Source organism: Arthrobacter sp. GAS37 (assembly GCF_044908325.1).
In the GTDB taxonomy this organism is placed as follows: domain Bacteria; phylum Actinomycetota; class Actinomycetes; order Actinomycetales; family Micrococcaceae; genus Arthrobacter; species Arthrobacter ramosus.
In genome coordinates, this window is sequence record NZ_JBIYDB010000019.1 from 19,587 (window position 1) to 34,470 (window position 14,884).

The following is a 14,884-nucleotide window of genomic DNA, read 5'->3' on the forward strand; positions in this document are numbered from 1 at the left end:
GGGAACGCAGTCCACGGCCCGCACCCACGATCTCGAGCGGACAGGAGCGGACAGGAGCTAGGGCCGATAGGGCGCCAACTGTTCCTTCTGCTCGGGAGTGAGCCTGCGGACGCGGCCCGTGGACTCGTCGACGAATGCCAGATGGGTACTGGCGTTGACGCAGTCCTGGCCGGTCACTGGATCCTTGATCACGTAATGGAGGTCAAAACTTGCCCCTTTCACGGCGCCGACCCAGATCTCAACAACTGCCGGAATGTTCCGGTATTCCAAGGTCCGGACGTACCGGACCTTGTGCTCCACCACAAGGGTCATGACCCCGTCTTCAACGGAGTCGAAAACGGAGACCGGCGGTTCCACTCCGGGGAGTCCGGCACCGCGGGGCGGACCGAAGGCTGCGATGCGAGCCTCCTCGAGCATGCGCACGATCTGGACGTTGTTGATGTGCCCGTACGCGTCCATGTCCCCCCAACGCATTGGCACCAGCACCTTGATGCGCTGGCCAGGGGTGGTCTCCGGAGTTTCCGTATCGTTCGGATCCTCCCCGGCCCCTATTCTGGTATCCGCGCTCAGGTGTGCACCACCGTCGAGTCATCCACAACGGCTTCCCCGGCATCCTCACCAGCAAACTGCGACATGTAGAGGCGGTAGTACGCGCCCTGCGATGCGAGCAGTTGGTTGTGGTTGCCCTGCTCCACGATGCTGCCGTTTTCCATCACCAGGATGGTGTCGGCGTCGCGGATGGTGGACAAACGGTGGGCGATGACAAAGCTGGTGCGATCCGTGCGGAGGGCAGCCATGGCCTTCTGCAGCAGCAGCTCGGTACGGGTGTCGACGGAGCTTGTGGCCTCGTCCAGGATCAACAGCGAGGGATCGGAAACGAAGGCCCGCGCAATGGTGATGAGCTGCTTCTCGCCCGCGCTGACGTTGTTGCCTTCCTCGTCGATGATGGTCTGGTACCCATCCGGCAAGGCGCGCACGAAGCGGTCCACGTACGTGGCCTTGGCCGCCTCCATGATCTGTTCCTCGGTGGCGTCGAGGTTGCCGTACTTGATGTTGTCGTAAATCGTGCCGCCGAACAGCCAAGCGTCCTGAAGCACCATTCCCACCTTGGAGCGAAGCTCGGAACGGCTCAGCTCCTTGATGTCCACCCCGTCCAGGGTGATACGCCCCGAATTGAGCTCGTAGAACCGCATGACGAGGTTGACCAGGGTAGTCTTGCCCGCACCAGTGGGTCCGACAATCGCCACGGTGTGTCCGGGCTCCGCGCTGAGGGAAAGGTTCTCGATGAGCGGTTTGTCGGCAACGTAGCTGAAGGACACGTTCTCGAACTCGACGTGGCCGTCCGTGCGCGGGGGAAGGTGACGGGCCGCGTTCTCCGGCATTTCCTCATCGGCATCCAGGAACTCGAAAACGCGCTCAGCGGAAGCCACACCGGACTGGAGCATGTTGGCCATGCCGGCGATCTGGCCGAGGGGCTGGGTGAATTCACGCGAGTACTGGATGAACGCCGTGGCGTCGCCAAGGCTCATGGAACCGGAAGCCACACGCAAACCACCGACGACGGCGATGCCCACGTAGCTGAGGTAGGAGACGAAGTTCATGGCCGGGAAAATGATCCCGGAAACGAACTGTGCCCCGAACGAGGCCTTGTACAGGGCTTCGTTGCGTTCGTCGAAACGCTCCAGCATGTCCGCGTCACGCCCGAAGACCTTGACGAGCTCGTGGCCGGAGAACGATTCCTCGATCTGGCCGTTGAGCGAGCCGGTGTTCTTCCACTGGGCGGCGAAGAGCTTCTGGCTGCGCGAGCCGATCACGCCGGCAAGGACACCGGAGAGCGGCAAGGCCACCAGCGCGATCAGGGCGAGCTGCCAGGAAACGATGAACATCATGATGGTGATGCCGAAGACCGTCAGCACCGAGCTGACCAGCTGCGCGAACGCCTGCTGCAGCCCTTGCTGGACGTTGTCGACGTCGTTGGTCACGCGGGAGAGGATGTCGCCGCGCTGGCGGGTGTCGAAGTAGTTCAGGGGCAAGTGATTGAGCTTGGCCTGGACGTCGTTGCGGAGCCGGTTGATGACCTTCATGACGATCTTGTTCAGGATGTAGCCCTGGGCCCACAGGAAGATGTTGGCCACGAAGTACATCACAAGCACGATCGAGATCAGGAACGTGAGCTTGGAGAAGTTGATCCCGTTGGTGAGCTCCATCTTGGAGACCATGTCCGCGAAGTTGTTCTGGCCGGCCTGGCGGAGTCCTTCGGCGAAGGCCGCTTGGCTCACTCCGGGCGGCAACTGCTTGCCCATGACGCCGCCGAAGATGACGTCCATGGCACTGCCGAGGATCTTCGGGGCGATGACGTTCAGGACGACGGAGACCACCACGAGGCCGATAACGAAGACCACCCCGGCAGCCTCCGGCTTGAGCAGCCCGAGGAGCCGCTTGGCCGACGGTCCGAAAGCCTTGGCCTTCTTGGCCGGCAGGTTGCCGAACATGCCGCCGTCGGCTTCGCCAGGCGTGTATTCGGCTTCCTCGATGTCGTCATCTTCCACGGCTGTTACGGCACCGGCTGCGGCTGCATCTTTTGCTTCCGCAGCTTCGCGGGCAGCCTTCGCTGCGTCGGCTTTCGCGGCCCAGCCGCGCTTTTGCTGATTCTGTTCGCTCATGCCACTTCCTCCGCGCTCAGCTGGGATTCGACGATCTCCTGGTACGTGGGTGATGTTTCCAAGAGTTCTTCATGGGTGCCGCGGTCAACGATTCTGCCGTTGTCCAGGACCAGGATCTGGTCCGCGTCCGCAATGGTCGAGACGCGCTGGGCCACGATGATGACCGTGGCATCCTGCGTCTTTTCCTTCAACGCCCTGCGAAGGCGGGCGTCCGTGGCCACATCCAAGGCCGAGAACGAGTCGTCAAAGAGGTAGACCTTGGGCTGCGTCACCAAGGCCCGGGCGATGCAGAGGCGCTGTCTCTGGCCGCCGGAAACGTTGGTGCCGCCCTGGGCCACCCGGCGGTTGAGGCCGGAGGACTTTTCCATGACGAAGTCCTTGGCCTGGGCAGTTTCCAGCGCATCCCAGAGTTCCTGGTCCGTCGCGTCGGTCTTGCCGAAGCGCAGGTTGTGCTCGATGGTTCCGGAGAACAAGTACGGCTTCTGCGGCACGGTGGCCACGCGACTGGTGATTTCATCGCGGTCCAGGCTGGTGACCGGGACGCCGTCGAGCAATACATCGCCTGACGCGACGTCGTACAGGCGCGGCAGGAGCGACACCAAGGTGGTCTTGCCTGCGCCGGTGGAGCCGATGATGGCGAGGGTCTGGCCCGGCTCCGCGGTGAAGGAAATGTTGCTCAACACGGGAGCTTCAGCGCCCGGGTATTTGAAAGTGACATCGCGGAATTCAACGCGACCCTTCTTTTCCGCGGGCGCTACGGGCGCCTTCGGATCGTGGATGGAGGGTTCGACGTCGAGGACCTCGCCGATGCGGTCCGCACACACGGAGGCGCGCGGGATCATCATGGCCATGAAGGTACCCATCATGACGGCCATGAGGATCTGCAGGAGGTATTGCAGGAAGGCAGTCAAGGAACCCACCTGCATGTTGCCCGCGTCCACCCTTTGACCGCCGAACCACAGCACTGCCGCCGTGGAAAGGTGCAGGATCATTCCAATGGCCGGGAACATCAAGACAAACAGGTTGCCGATCTTGACCGAAACCAAGGTGAGGTCCTTGTTGGCGTCGCCGAAGCGCTTGGCCTCGTACGGTTCACGAACGAAGGCACGGACCACGCGAATACCGATGATCTGTTCGCGCAGGACGCCGTTGATGACGTCGATCTTCTTCTGCATGGAGCGGAAGAGCGGCATGAGCCTGACCACGAGGTAACCAACCACGGCCACGAGGACGGGCACCGAGACCCAGACGAGCCACGAGAGGCTGAGGTCCTCGCGCAAGGCCATGATGATGCCGCCAACGCACATGATGGGCGTGGACACCATGAAGTTCAGGCCCATCAGCATGAGCATCTGGACTTGCTGGACGTCATTGGTGCCGCGGGTGATCAGCGTCGGTGCACCGAAGCTGTTGACGTCCTTGGCCGAGAAGCTACTGACCTTGCGGAAGACGTCCCTGCGCAAGTCGCGGCCCATGGCCATGGCCACGCGGGATCCGAAATAGACCCCTGCGATGGCCGCAATGACCTGGCCGAGCGCGACCGCGAGCATCAGGGCTCCCGTTTGCCAGATGTAGTTGGTGTCCCCCCGGGATACCCCTTCATCGATGATTTTTGCGTTGAGGCTTGGAAGGTAAAGGGTGGCAATGGTAGACGCCAACTGGAAGATGATAACGGCCAGTATCTGCGGCAAATACGGCTTGGAGTAGCGCCGTATCAGGGTGACAAGCATGCCCACGGATCCTTAATGAGAGTGCGCGAATGAATTAATACATTGATAGCAGCAGGCGCTGACAGTATTAGTCCCTCAACTCTACGAAATCCGTTGCCTCAGCGAAATATCGATAGCCGAATATCATCCTTGCGGCGTAGCTGGGCGTTCAGCCCGCGTGCCGCCCGGTTTCCCCTGCCCTCGAGGCGTCGCCGGCGAGGAGCAGCAAGGCGGTCCTTTCCTGGCGGCGGCGTTCACGCTTGAGTTCCTTGCGCAGGGCGACCAACTCCTCGGCGATCCGCGACTGCTCGACGGCGGTAGCCTGCTGTTCGTGCACGCGTACCTGGAGCTCGCGCTGCGCCCTGCTCAGCTGAAGCTGTTGCTCGGCCAGCAAGCGTTGGGTGCGGGCAAGCTGGTCCTGGACCTCGCGCAGGCCGGCGGCAGGATCAGGACGTTCCTGCGTCAGGATCCGGGCAAACTCCAGGTCCAGGTCATCGTGCTCTTTCTCGGCTGCCGCACGGGCGCGGCTTGCGCCCAAGGGGGTGCCGCCGTCGTCGGCTGCTTGGGCGAACTCAGCGGATTCGACAACCGGAAGCGCGGAGGTGTCCAGAGTCATGCCGGCCTCGCCGGATGCGTTCGCCAACAGCTCCTTCTCCGGCGATGCATCCACGGTCTTCCGCAGCGGGACTTCCTTGATGAACAGCACGGCGATGAACGCGACCAGGGCAATGACTGCGGAGATCAGGAAGATCTGGGCGGTCGCGTCGCCATAGGCGGCACGCATGATGTCGCGGATCGGGGCCGGCAAGTCCGTCAGGTCCATGCTCGCGTTGCTGGAACCGCCGCTTACGGGGATGTGGGCAGCCGCGAGGCCTTGGGTGGCAAGGTCCTTGACGTGCGTGGCCATGATGGCACCGAGCACCGAAACGCCGATCGCACCGCCGACGGAGCGGAAGAACGCCACGGACGCGCTGGCCGTGCCGATGTCCTGGGCGCGGACGGTGTTCTGGACCGCGAGGACCAGGTTCTGCATCAGCAAGCCAAGGCCCAGGCCGAAGATGGCGGTGTAGCAGCAGGTGATCCACAGCGCCGTGGTGTGGTCGATGGTGCCGGTGAAGGCAAGGCCGCCAGCCAGCAGCACAGTACCCGCCAGGAGGAAGCGCTTCCACTTGCCGAAGCGGCTGATGAGCTGGCCGGAAGCCACCGAGCCCAAAAGGTTGCCCGCAATCATGGGCAGCGTCAGAAGGCCTGCCTCGGTGGGCGTGGCGCCACGGGCTACCTGGAAGTACTGGCCCAGGAAGGTGGAGGAGCTGAACATCGCGATACCCACGGCCACGGAGGCCAGGATCGCCAAAGCGGTGGTGCGCTGCGAGATGATCTTCAGCGGGATGATGGGCTGGGCCACTTTGGATTCGACCAGGACCAGCAGGGCCAGCAGAAGTACGCCGCCGCCGACCATGAGGGCGGACTGCCAGGAGATCCAGTCGTAGTAGTCCGGGTTGCCGGCGAAGGACACCCAGATAAGGAGCAGGCTTACGCCCGAGGTCAACAGGATGGAGCCGAGCCAGTCGATCTTGGCCGGGCGCTTGATGTGCTGGATCTTGAGGGTCACCTGGAGCAGGATGAGCGCGACGACGGCGAGCGGCACGCAGACGAAGAACGTCCAGCGCCAGCCGAGCGGGCTGTCAACGATGAAGCCGCCGAGGAGCGGGCCGCCTGCTGTACCTACCGCCATGACTGCGCCCATGTAGCCCGAGTACTTGCCACGGTCACGCGGCGGAATCATGGTGCCGATGATCGCTTGGGCCAGAGCGGTGAGGCCGCCCAAGGCGATGCCCTGGATGACGCGGGCGGTCAGCAGGAAGGGAATGCTCATGGAGAAGCCGGCCATGACCGAGCCGGCCACGAAGATCACGATGCTCAGCTGGACCAGGAGCTTCTTGTCGAAGAGGTCGGCGAGCTTGCCCCAGATGGGCGTGGTGGCGGCGTTGGCCAGAAGCGCGGCCGTGATAACCCACGCGAAGTCTGTTTGGGTGCCGTGGAGATCGGACATGATGGTCGGCAGGGCGTTGGCCACGATGGTGCTGCTCAGGATAGCGGTGAAGAATGCCGCGAGGAGGCCAGTCAAGGCCTCCATGATCTGGCGGTGCGTCATGGGCGCGGATGACGCCGGCACCGCCGTCGAACGTTCTTGTATTCGGGTTGCCATTGCTGCTGCTCCTAAGCTGTGTGGTTCGAGTGGTGGGAGCCGGCCGCCGTTGCCCGGACTGAGTGGTTGAGTGATGTGGTCAATTTCTCGAGGACCTGCCCTGCCTCCAGGGCGTCTTCCTCGCTCCACTCCGCGAGGTAGGCCCGTAAATTGAGGCTGCGCTGTTCTTCGAAGTCCCGGACCTTCTCAATCCCGGTTTCGGAGAGGGCCACCAATTGTGCGCGGCCGTCGGCGGGATCGGGGCGCCGGACCACGAGACCGAGTTCCTCCAGCTCGGCGATGTGCCTGCTGAGGACCGGGGGGCTGACCCCGAGGCGGGAGGCAAGCTTCGTGGCCCGGGACTCCCCTTCGCCGATGAAGCGCATGACGCCCTGCAGGGCGAACCCAACGTCGGCATCCTTTGCGATGTTCGCGGTCACGATGCAACGCAGTACCCGCTGCAGATCGAAAATCTGATGGACGAGTTCGGTTGCTGTGCTGGATGCGACAGCCATGGAAGACACCTCACTTTTGTTTGCCTAAAGCAACTATACGCCAAAATGATTGCCTTGGGAAACTAATGATGTGTGAGGTACGTTAAACACCAAGCGCGAACTGGCAGGTAATGCCCTCATCTTTCGAAAAACGGGTCATTATCTGCCAGCTCGCGCTGGGGTGTGAAGCGTCCGGGTTGTCAGTCGCCCAAGTGCGTGGGGCCGAACATCTTCAGGAGGGTTTCAACCACGACGACGTTGGGGCCGTCCGCTGCGAAGCTTTCCTTGAGCGCGTCCCCGACGTCGCCCGGGGCCACTCTGCGGGCCGGGACACCGAAGGACTTGGCGAGCTTGACGAAGTCCGGGCGGGCAAGCTCGGTGGCCGTGGCCTTGCCGAAGGCACCCACCATGTATTCGCGCAGGATGCCGTAGCCGCCGTCGTCCACGATCAGCCACGTGACCGGGACGTTGTGCTGCTTGGCGGTGGCCAGCTCGGAGATCGAGTACATGGAGGATCCATCGCCGGAGACCGCCAGCACGCGGCCGGGCTTGCCCACGGTTTCCAGTCCCACGGCACCGCCGATGGCCGCCGGGAAGCCGTAGCCGAGGCCGCCGGCGCCCTGGGCCGAGTGGAACTGGCCCTCACGGGAATCCCAGCAACTCCATCCCCAGTACGCGGAGATCGTCATGTCCCAGAAGGTCTGCATGTCCGCCGGAACGGCTTCGCGGATGTCGGCCATGAACTTCAGTTCCTTGCCGAGGTCCTGCTCTTCAAGTCGAGCCCTGACCTTGGCCAGGGACTCCTTGACGAGGTCCTCGGGAGTGGTGCCGTGCCAGTCCGGCGCCGCCGCCGTCGCAGACAGTGCCTCATCCAAGGCAGAATCGAGGGCGGCAAGGGCCTGGCCGGCGTCGGCGCGGATGCCCAGGCCGGGCCGGTTTGACTCCAGGACCCGGGGTTCGGCGTCGATCTGGATGATGCGCCCGCGCGGTTCGAAGGTGAAGTAGTTGGACGTCACCTCACCCAGGGAGGAACCGATGACGATCAGCACGTCGGCGTCCTCGAGGACATCGGTCATGTGGCGGTCTTCGATCCAGGACTGCAGGGACAGCTCGTGGGTCCACGGGAACGACCCGTTGCCACCGGGCGTGCAGATCACCGGGGCACGGAGTTTCTCGGCGATCGACAAGAGCGACTTCTCGGCCCTGCCACGGCGCGTGCCGCCGCCGGCGATGATCGCCGGACGCTCCGCCGTCGAGAGCCATTTGACGGCTTCGCGGATCAGCTCCACGCGCGGCGGGTTGTCGGCCGCTTCGGCGAGGGCGTCCTCCACCGGCGGGACCATGATGGGGTCCAGGAGCACGTTCTGCGGAATTTCGATCCACACCGGGCCCTGGGGAGAGGAAATGGCCTCGGTCCAGGCATCCTGGATGGCCGAGGGAATCCCGGACGCGTGCTGGATGAGGCGTTGGCTCTTGGTGACGTTCGCGGCCGAGGCCTTCTGGTCATCGAGCTGGTGCAGCATACCCTTCCGGCGCGCCCCCAAACCCTCCAAGGGAATCTGGCTCGCCACGACCACCATCGGCACGCCGGTGGCATACGCTTCCTGCAGGCCGGCCAGGGACGTCAACGCGCCCGGACCGGTGGACAGGAACAGCACCCCGACCTCACCCGTGGCACGGGAATACCCGTCCGCGGCGAAAGCCGAGTTGTTCTCCACGCGGGAGGACACGAAGTGCAGATTGCCGCGGCCCATGGCGTCGAACAGGCCCAGGGCGTGCTGGCCCGGGATCCCGAAGACCGTCTTGGCACCGAGCGCTTCAAGGGTCTCGACGACGAGGTCCCCGCCGTTGCGCTGATCCGTCACTTCGTGACCGCCGGGGCGAAACCGGCCGGGCGCCGGGATTCCTGGCCAAGGGCCTGGGCGGCGTAGCCGTTCGCGGCGCCGTGACGGTTGCCTTCGACGGCGTTGTCCGCCATGAGGGTGACGAGCTCGTAGGCAACATGGCTGGCAGCGACACCTGTGATCTCAGCGTGGTCATATGCCGGCGCGACCTCGACGATGTCTGCGCCCACGAGGTTCATGCCACGGAACCCGCGGATGATTTCGAGGAGCTCGCGGCTGGTGATGCCACCGGCTTCGGGCGTGCCTGTACCCGGAGCGTGGGCCGGATCCAGGACGTCGATGTCCACGGAAATGTACAGCGGACGGTTGCCGATGCGGTCGCGGATCTTGGCCACCGTTTCGAGGACGCCTTGGTAGTAGACGTCCGCCGAGGTGACGATGCCGAAGCCGAAGCGGTGGTCGTCGTCGAGGTCCTTCTTGCCGTAAAGCGGGCCGCGGGTACCGACGTGGCTGATGGCCTCGGTATCCAGGATGCCCTCTTCAACGGCGCGGCGGAACGGGGTGCCGTGCGTGTACTCGGCGCCGAAGTAGGTATCCCAGGTGTCCAGGTGGGCGTCGAAGTGCAGCATGGCAACGGGCTCGCCTGCGCGTTCGGCGGCGGCGCGAAGCAGCGGCAGGGCAATGGTGTGGTCGCCACCGAGCGTCACGAGCTTGCTTCCGTTGGCGGTCAGGTCCAGCGCGTTCTGCTGGATGGTCTCGATGGCCTCGTTGATGTTGAACGGGTTCACAGCCATGTCGCCGGCGTCGGCAACCTGGATGTTCTCAAAGGGGCTGACGTCCCAGGCCGGGTTGTACGGGCGCAGCAAACGGCTGGCTTCACGCACGTGGTTGGCGCCGAAGCGGGCGCCGGGGCGGTAGGAAACGCCGGAGTCGAAGGGGACACCGACCACCGTGACATCGGCCTTGGAAACCTGGTCCAGGCGCGGCAGGCGGGCATAGGTGGCAGCACCGGCATAGCGTGGGATTCGGGCCGAATCAATGGGACCAAGGTTGCCGTTGGCCTCAATACGAAGCTCTTCCAAAATGCGCCACTCCTTTGTGAATAGGTGGGATCGGACAGTGACTGTGACACCAATCATACACTCAAAGTTGCCTTATATGCATCACTTGTTTACGACACTCACATGCCAAATGCCTTGAATGTGTCTGCCGGGAAGTGACCCCCCTCACAAGGGGCGTAAAGATTCCATAAAGACGGGCAACCCCTACCAGACGCCCCCGTACGCTCCATCTGGAGCAGCTTCCAGGCTGCGCGAAAGGACCCATGTGACAACGCTGACCAGGCCGCCTGCCGAACCCTCTGACCGGCCCAAACCCGGGGGCGAATTCAAACAGGGGCAATTGAAACGATGGTTGCTCGACGGAATGCCCGAGACGTCGGGAAAGCGCCAAGGTCCACACGGCAAACCGGACCAGGACCACACGCCCCAGGCCTGGTGGAAAGTCATGTGCCTCACCGGCGTCGATTACTTCTCCACCCTCGGCTACCAGCCCGCCATTGCGGCGCTCGCGGCCGGTATCGTCTCGCCGCTGGCCACGGTTGTCCTGGTCGCCGTCACCCTGCTCGGCGCCCTGCCGGTCTACCGCCGGGTCGCCGCCGAAAGCGCCCGCGGCGAAGGCTCCATCGCAATGCTCGAGCGGCTCCTCCCCCGCTGGGGCGGCAAACTCTTCGTGCTCGCCTTGCTGGGATTCGCCGCCACGGACTTCATGATCACCATGACCCTCTCCGCCGCCGATGCGAGCGCCCACGCCATCGAAAATCCCTTTGCCCCCGAATGGCTCCACGGCCAGGAAATCACCATCACCCTGGCGCTCATCGCCGGGCTTGGCGTGGTGTTCCTCAGGGGATTCAAGGAGGCTATCAACGTCGCCGTCGTGTTGGTGGGCGTCTATCTGGTGCTGAACGCCGTCGTCGTCGCGGTCGGCCTGGTGCACGTGGTGACCGAGGCGCACGTGGTGACCGACTGGTGGGCCGCACTGAACCAGCAGCACGGAAACCCGTTGATCATGGTGGGCATCGCGCTCCTGGTCTTCCCGAAACTTGCCCTGGGCCTCTCAGGATTCGAGACCGGCGTCGCGGTCATGCCACAGATCAAGGGCAGCCCGAGCGACACGGAAGAAAATCCCGCGGGCCGCATCCGCGGCACCCACAAACTGCTCACGACGGCGGCACTCATCATGAGTGCCTTCCTGGTGGCCTCGAGCTTCATCACCACGTTCCTCATTCCGGCCGCTGAATTCCAGCCGGGAGGGAAAGCAAACGGACGAGCCCTCGCATTCCTTGCGCACCAATTCCTGGGCGACGGCTTCGGCACGGTCTATGACATCAGCACCATCGCCATCCTGTGGTTTGCCGGCGCCTCCGCCATGGCCGGCTTGCTGAACCTCGTGCCCCGCTACTTGCCGCGCTTCGGCATGGCCCCGGCGTGGACCAAAGCCGTCCGCCCGCTGGTACTGGTCTTCACCGCCGTTGCTTTCATCATCACGTTGGTCTTCGAGGCTAACGTTGAGGCCCAAGGCGGCGCCTACGCCACCGGCGTCCTGGTCCTCATGACCTCGGCCTCGATCGCGGTCACCCTGTCCGCGCGCCGGAAGAAGCAGAAGGGCAAGACCGTCGCTTTCGGCGCGGTGGCAGTCGTCTTCGCCTACACCACCGTGGCCAACGTGGTGGAACGCCCGGACGGCATCCGGATCGCGGCCCTGTTCATCCTTGGCATTGTCCTGGTGAGCTTCGCGTCGCGGGTACGCCGGTCCTTCGAACTGCGGGCCACACACATCAAGATGGACCAAATGGCACTCGAGTTCACGGCCTCGAACGAGGAAGGCCCTATCCGGATCATCGCCCACGAGCCCAAGCGGCTGAGCGCCGACCGGTACCAGTTGAAGCTGCAGCATGCCCAGCAAGCCAACCACTTGCCGGTAGACAGCCACGCGATCTTCATCGAGATCATCGTGGACGACAGCTCCGACTTCGAGCAGGAACTCCTCGTGGAAGGCAAGCGCCGCCACGGCTTCAAGATCCTGGAGGTTCACAGCAACAACGTGCCCAACACGCTCGCCGCGGTGCTACTCCACATCCGGGACGTCACGGGACTCATGCCGCATATCTATTTCCGCTGGACCGAAGGCAACCCCATCGCCAACCTGAGCAAGTTCCTCTTCTTCGGCGAGGGCGAGATCGCCCCGGTAACCCGGGAAGTGCTCCGTGAAGCCGAACCGGACATCACGCGCAGGCCGTGGGTGCACGTGGGCTGAACATGGCAGTGTTGGTGCCGCTCCCCGCGGAGCGGCACCAACACAGTCTTTTCTAGCTGATCGCCTTAGCTGATCGCGGAGGCGCCGCGCTCCCCTGTCCGGACTCGCACCGCCTGGGAAACCTCGATGGTCCAGATCTTGCCGTCCCCGAATTGGCCGGTACTGGCGCCGGAGATGATGGCGTCCACTATTCCGTCCACCAGCTCGTCCGTGGCCAGGACCTCCACCCGGACCTTGGGAAGGAGATCGGAGTTGTATTCCGCGCCCCGGTACACCTCGATGTAGCCCCGTTGTTGGCCATATCCGTTCGCTTGGCTCACGGTCATCCCGTTGACTCCAAAGCGTTCTAGGGCTTCCCGGACCTCGTCGATCCGCTCCGGCCTCACGATGGCCGTGACCAGTTTCACGTCGACGCCTTGCTGCGCATCCGATCTGTTTTCCCGTTAGAGCTAGTTTCTGGTTCACCGCTGGAAGACGGGGTTTTGCCGTTCTGTGGTTCTCCGGGATTGAAGGACCCGCCAACCATGGCCAGCTCGTAGGCGGTTTCCGCGTGCTCCGTGATGTCGATGCCCGTCAGCTCTTCGTGCTCCTTGACGCGCATGCCCACCGTCTTGTGGATGGCCAGCCCGATCAGCGTCGTCATGATCGCCGTCCACGCGGTGACCATCAGGGCCGTCAATATTTGGGGCCAGAATTGGGTCAGGCCGCCGCCGTAGAAGAGGCCGCCTTCAGTCTTTGCCGAGGGTACGGCGAAGAATCCGAGGGACAGGGTCCCCCACAGGCCGCCGACAAAGTGAACGGCAACAACGTCCAAGGAATCGTCCAGGCCGATCTTGAACTTCAGCCCGATGGCCAGTGCGCAGACGGCACCAGCGATGACGCCGATGACGATGGCGCCAATGGGATCCACGAATCCACAGGCCGGGGTGACTGCCACCAAGCCCGCGACGGCGCCGGATGCGGCACCGAGGGACGTTGCGTGGCCGTCGCGGAGCCGTTCGACAAGCAGCCAGCCGAGGAGTGCTGCGCTTGTGGCCAGGAGGGTATTTGTCCAGGCGAGTGCGGCGATTCCATCAGCGGCCAGTTCCGAACCGGCATTGAAGCCGAACCACCCGAACCACAGCAAGCCGGCCCCAAGCATCACGAAGGGAAGGTTGTGCGGCCGGATGTTGGGGTCCTTCATGAATCCGAGCCGTTTGCCGAGCACGACCGCTAGCATCAGCCCGGCCATGCCCGCGTTCATGTGGACAACGGTGCCACCGGCAAAGTCGAGGGCTGAGATCTTGCTGCCGATGATCCCGGTGGATCCGAAGAGGCCGCCACCCCAGACCCAGTGGGCAATGGGAGCGTAGACGATGGTGACCCAAAGGCCGGCAAACAACAGCCACGGGCCAAACCTGACACGTTCGGCCACCGCGCCACTGATCAATGCGACCGTAATGATGGCGAAGGTGGCTTGGAATCCTATGAAGACCATGTCCGGCAAGCCCGGGGCTTTCCCGCCGATGACGCTGGCCAGTCCGCTGAGTCCGAAGTTCGCGAAGGGATCTCCGATGAAGCCGCCCAGGGTGTCCGGGCCGAATGCGAGTCCGTAGCCCCACAGGGCCCAGACCACCGCGACCACGCCAATGGCGCCGAAGCTCATCATCATGATGTTGAGGACGGACTTCATCCTGACCAGGCCGCCGTAGAAGAACGCCAAACCTGGCGTCATGAGAAGGACGAGGGCGGAAGCTGCAAGCATCCAGGCTGTTGCGCCGGGATCGAGGGTCTGGGGGTTCACATCGAGCCCTACGCTGAAGAATGCTGGGTTCATTTCGGGAGCCTTCCTGCATATACGGCGCTCCATGGCGCCCGCACGGCGAGACCATTTTTAAAACGAACAGGTCCTGGTACCCCACGGGATACCGACCTTGACGAGTTGCGTTGACTCGAACGTACCGTCGCCCTGTTTCAGCATTCGGCACGGATCATTTCAGGCACGTAACAGCGCAGGCCCCAGAGTTAAATCCTGAAGTCAGTCATGTTTCAGGCGTGTTACACGCCGCGTGTCGGCCCCGTACGCCGGGGGTTCACAGCGCCAGCGTCAGCGGCTGGCTGCCGGCACCAGGATCCAGAGCACCTCAACGGGCTCGTCCGTCGGATTGACCCAGGTGTGCGGCTCGCGGCCCGGGAAGGACAGCGTGTCTCCCTCTTCGAGCTCGTACTCCTCGTTGGTGAGGATCAATTTAATGCGGCCCTTGACGACGTGCAGGACGTCGACGTCGCAATCGACAGCGTAAAGCTCGGCTTCTCCCCGGCCGCGGGGCTCGATGGAGGCCTGCAGGATCTGCAACCGCCGTTCCGATCGGGCGGTCAGGAGCCGTTCCACGATTCCCTGGCCGCCGAGCGAAATCCGCGGCCCATCGTCGCGCCGGGTCAGATGTGTCTCCGGCGCGGCAAAAAGGTCTCCGATAGACACCGAAAGAACTTGGCAAAGCGTCACAAGGGAAGCGACCGACGGCGACGTCAGGTCACGCTCCACACGGCTCAGGAACCCTTTGGTCAGGCCGGTGGCGTCGGCAACCTGCTCGATGGTGAGCCGCTGCGATTGGCGTGCGGCACGGATTCTGGAACCGATGGCAACGGGGACGTTGCTCGGTTCAACGGGGAGAGCCTTCATTCACGAACC

General features: G+C 63.6%; 11 protein-coding genes. 1 reads left to right on the top strand and 10 read right to left on the bottom strand.

Features of this window, described 5'->3' with window-relative positions; all coding sequences use genetic code 11:
- Positions 1-57 precede the first annotated feature (57 nt).
- The 7 genes from ABH924_RS15375 to speB form a co-directional block, all read right to left on the bottom strand.
- Positions 58-474 carry a thioesterase family protein gene (locus ABH924_RS15375; RefSeq protein ID WP_234753243.1) on the bottom strand — a complete coding sequence of 139 codons (417 nt, stop codon included), beginning with the start codon at positions 472-474 and terminating at the stop codon, positions 58-60.
- 92 nt (positions 475-566) lie between these two features.
- The gene (locus tag ABH924_RS15380) at positions 567-2,663 is read right to left on the bottom strand and encodes an ABC transporter ATP-binding protein (protein WP_404500096.1); all 2,097 of its coding nucleotides are present in this window, start codon (positions 2,661-2,663) and stop codon (positions 567-569) included.
- Positions 2,660-4,393 (bottom strand): ABC transporter ATP-binding protein, encoded by a 1,734-nt coding sequence (locus ABH924_RS15385; RefSeq protein ID WP_404500098.1) that lies wholly within the window; start codon positions 4,391-4,393, stop codon positions 2,660-2,662. The genes ABH924_RS15380 and ABH924_RS15385 overlap by 4 nt, the downstream gene beginning before the upstream one ends.
- Before the next feature lie 148 nt (positions 4,394-4,541).
- A complete protein-coding gene (locus ABH924_RS15390; RefSeq protein ID WP_404500100.1) occupies positions 4,542-6,581 on the bottom strand; it encodes an MFS transporter in 2,040 nt (679 codons plus the stop codon).
- 11 nt (positions 6,582-6,592) lie between these two features.
- Positions 6,593-7,075 (bottom strand): MarR family winged helix-turn-helix transcriptional regulator, encoded by a 483-nt coding sequence (locus ABH924_RS15395; RefSeq protein WP_234753240.1) that lies wholly within the window; start codon positions 7,073-7,075, stop codon positions 6,593-6,595.
- A gap of 179 nt (positions 7,076-7,254) precedes the next feature.
- Positions 7,255-8,919, bottom strand: coding sequence for a thiamine pyrophosphate-binding protein (locus ABH924_RS15400; RefSeq protein ID WP_404500103.1), 1,665 nt, complete (start codon positions 8,917-8,919; stop codon positions 7,255-7,257).
- Complete coding sequence (gene speB / locus ABH924_RS15405; RefSeq protein WP_404500105.1) at positions 8,916-9,980, bottom strand: agmatinase; 1,065 nt, start codon at positions 9,978-9,980, stop codon at positions 8,916-8,918. The genes ABH924_RS15400 and speB overlap by 4 nt, the downstream gene beginning before the upstream one ends.
- A gap of 244 nt (positions 9,981-10,224) precedes the next feature.
- Here speB and ABH924_RS15410 point away from each other — a divergent pair, with 244 nt between their 5' ends.
- A complete protein-coding gene (locus tag ABH924_RS15410) occupies positions 10,225-12,213 on the top strand; it encodes an amino acid transporter (protein WP_404500107.1) in 1,989 nt (662 codons plus the stop codon).
- A 65-nt stretch (positions 12,214-12,278) separates the two neighbouring features.
- Here ABH924_RS15410 and ABH924_RS15415 read toward each other — a convergent pair whose 3' ends face one another.
- From ABH924_RS15415 to ABH924_RS15425, 3 genes are all read right to left on the bottom strand, one after another.
- A complete protein-coding gene (locus ABH924_RS15415) occupies positions 12,279-12,620 on the bottom strand; it encodes a P-II family nitrogen regulator (RefSeq protein WP_404500109.1) in 342 nt (113 codons plus the stop codon).
- Positions 12,617-14,029 carry an ammonium transporter gene (locus tag ABH924_RS15420; RefSeq protein WP_404500111.1) on the bottom strand — a complete coding sequence of 471 codons (1,413 nt, stop codon included), beginning with the start codon at positions 14,027-14,029 and terminating at the stop codon, positions 12,617-12,619. Before ABH924_RS15420 ends, ABH924_RS15415 begins: the two co-directional genes overlap by 4 nt.
- Positions 14,030-14,299: 270 nt before the next feature.
- A complete protein-coding gene (locus ABH924_RS15425) occupies positions 14,300-14,875 on the bottom strand; it encodes a helix-turn-helix domain-containing protein (RefSeq protein ID WP_059388136.1) in 576 nt (191 codons plus the stop codon).
- Positions 14,876-14,884 lie beyond the last annotated feature (9 nt).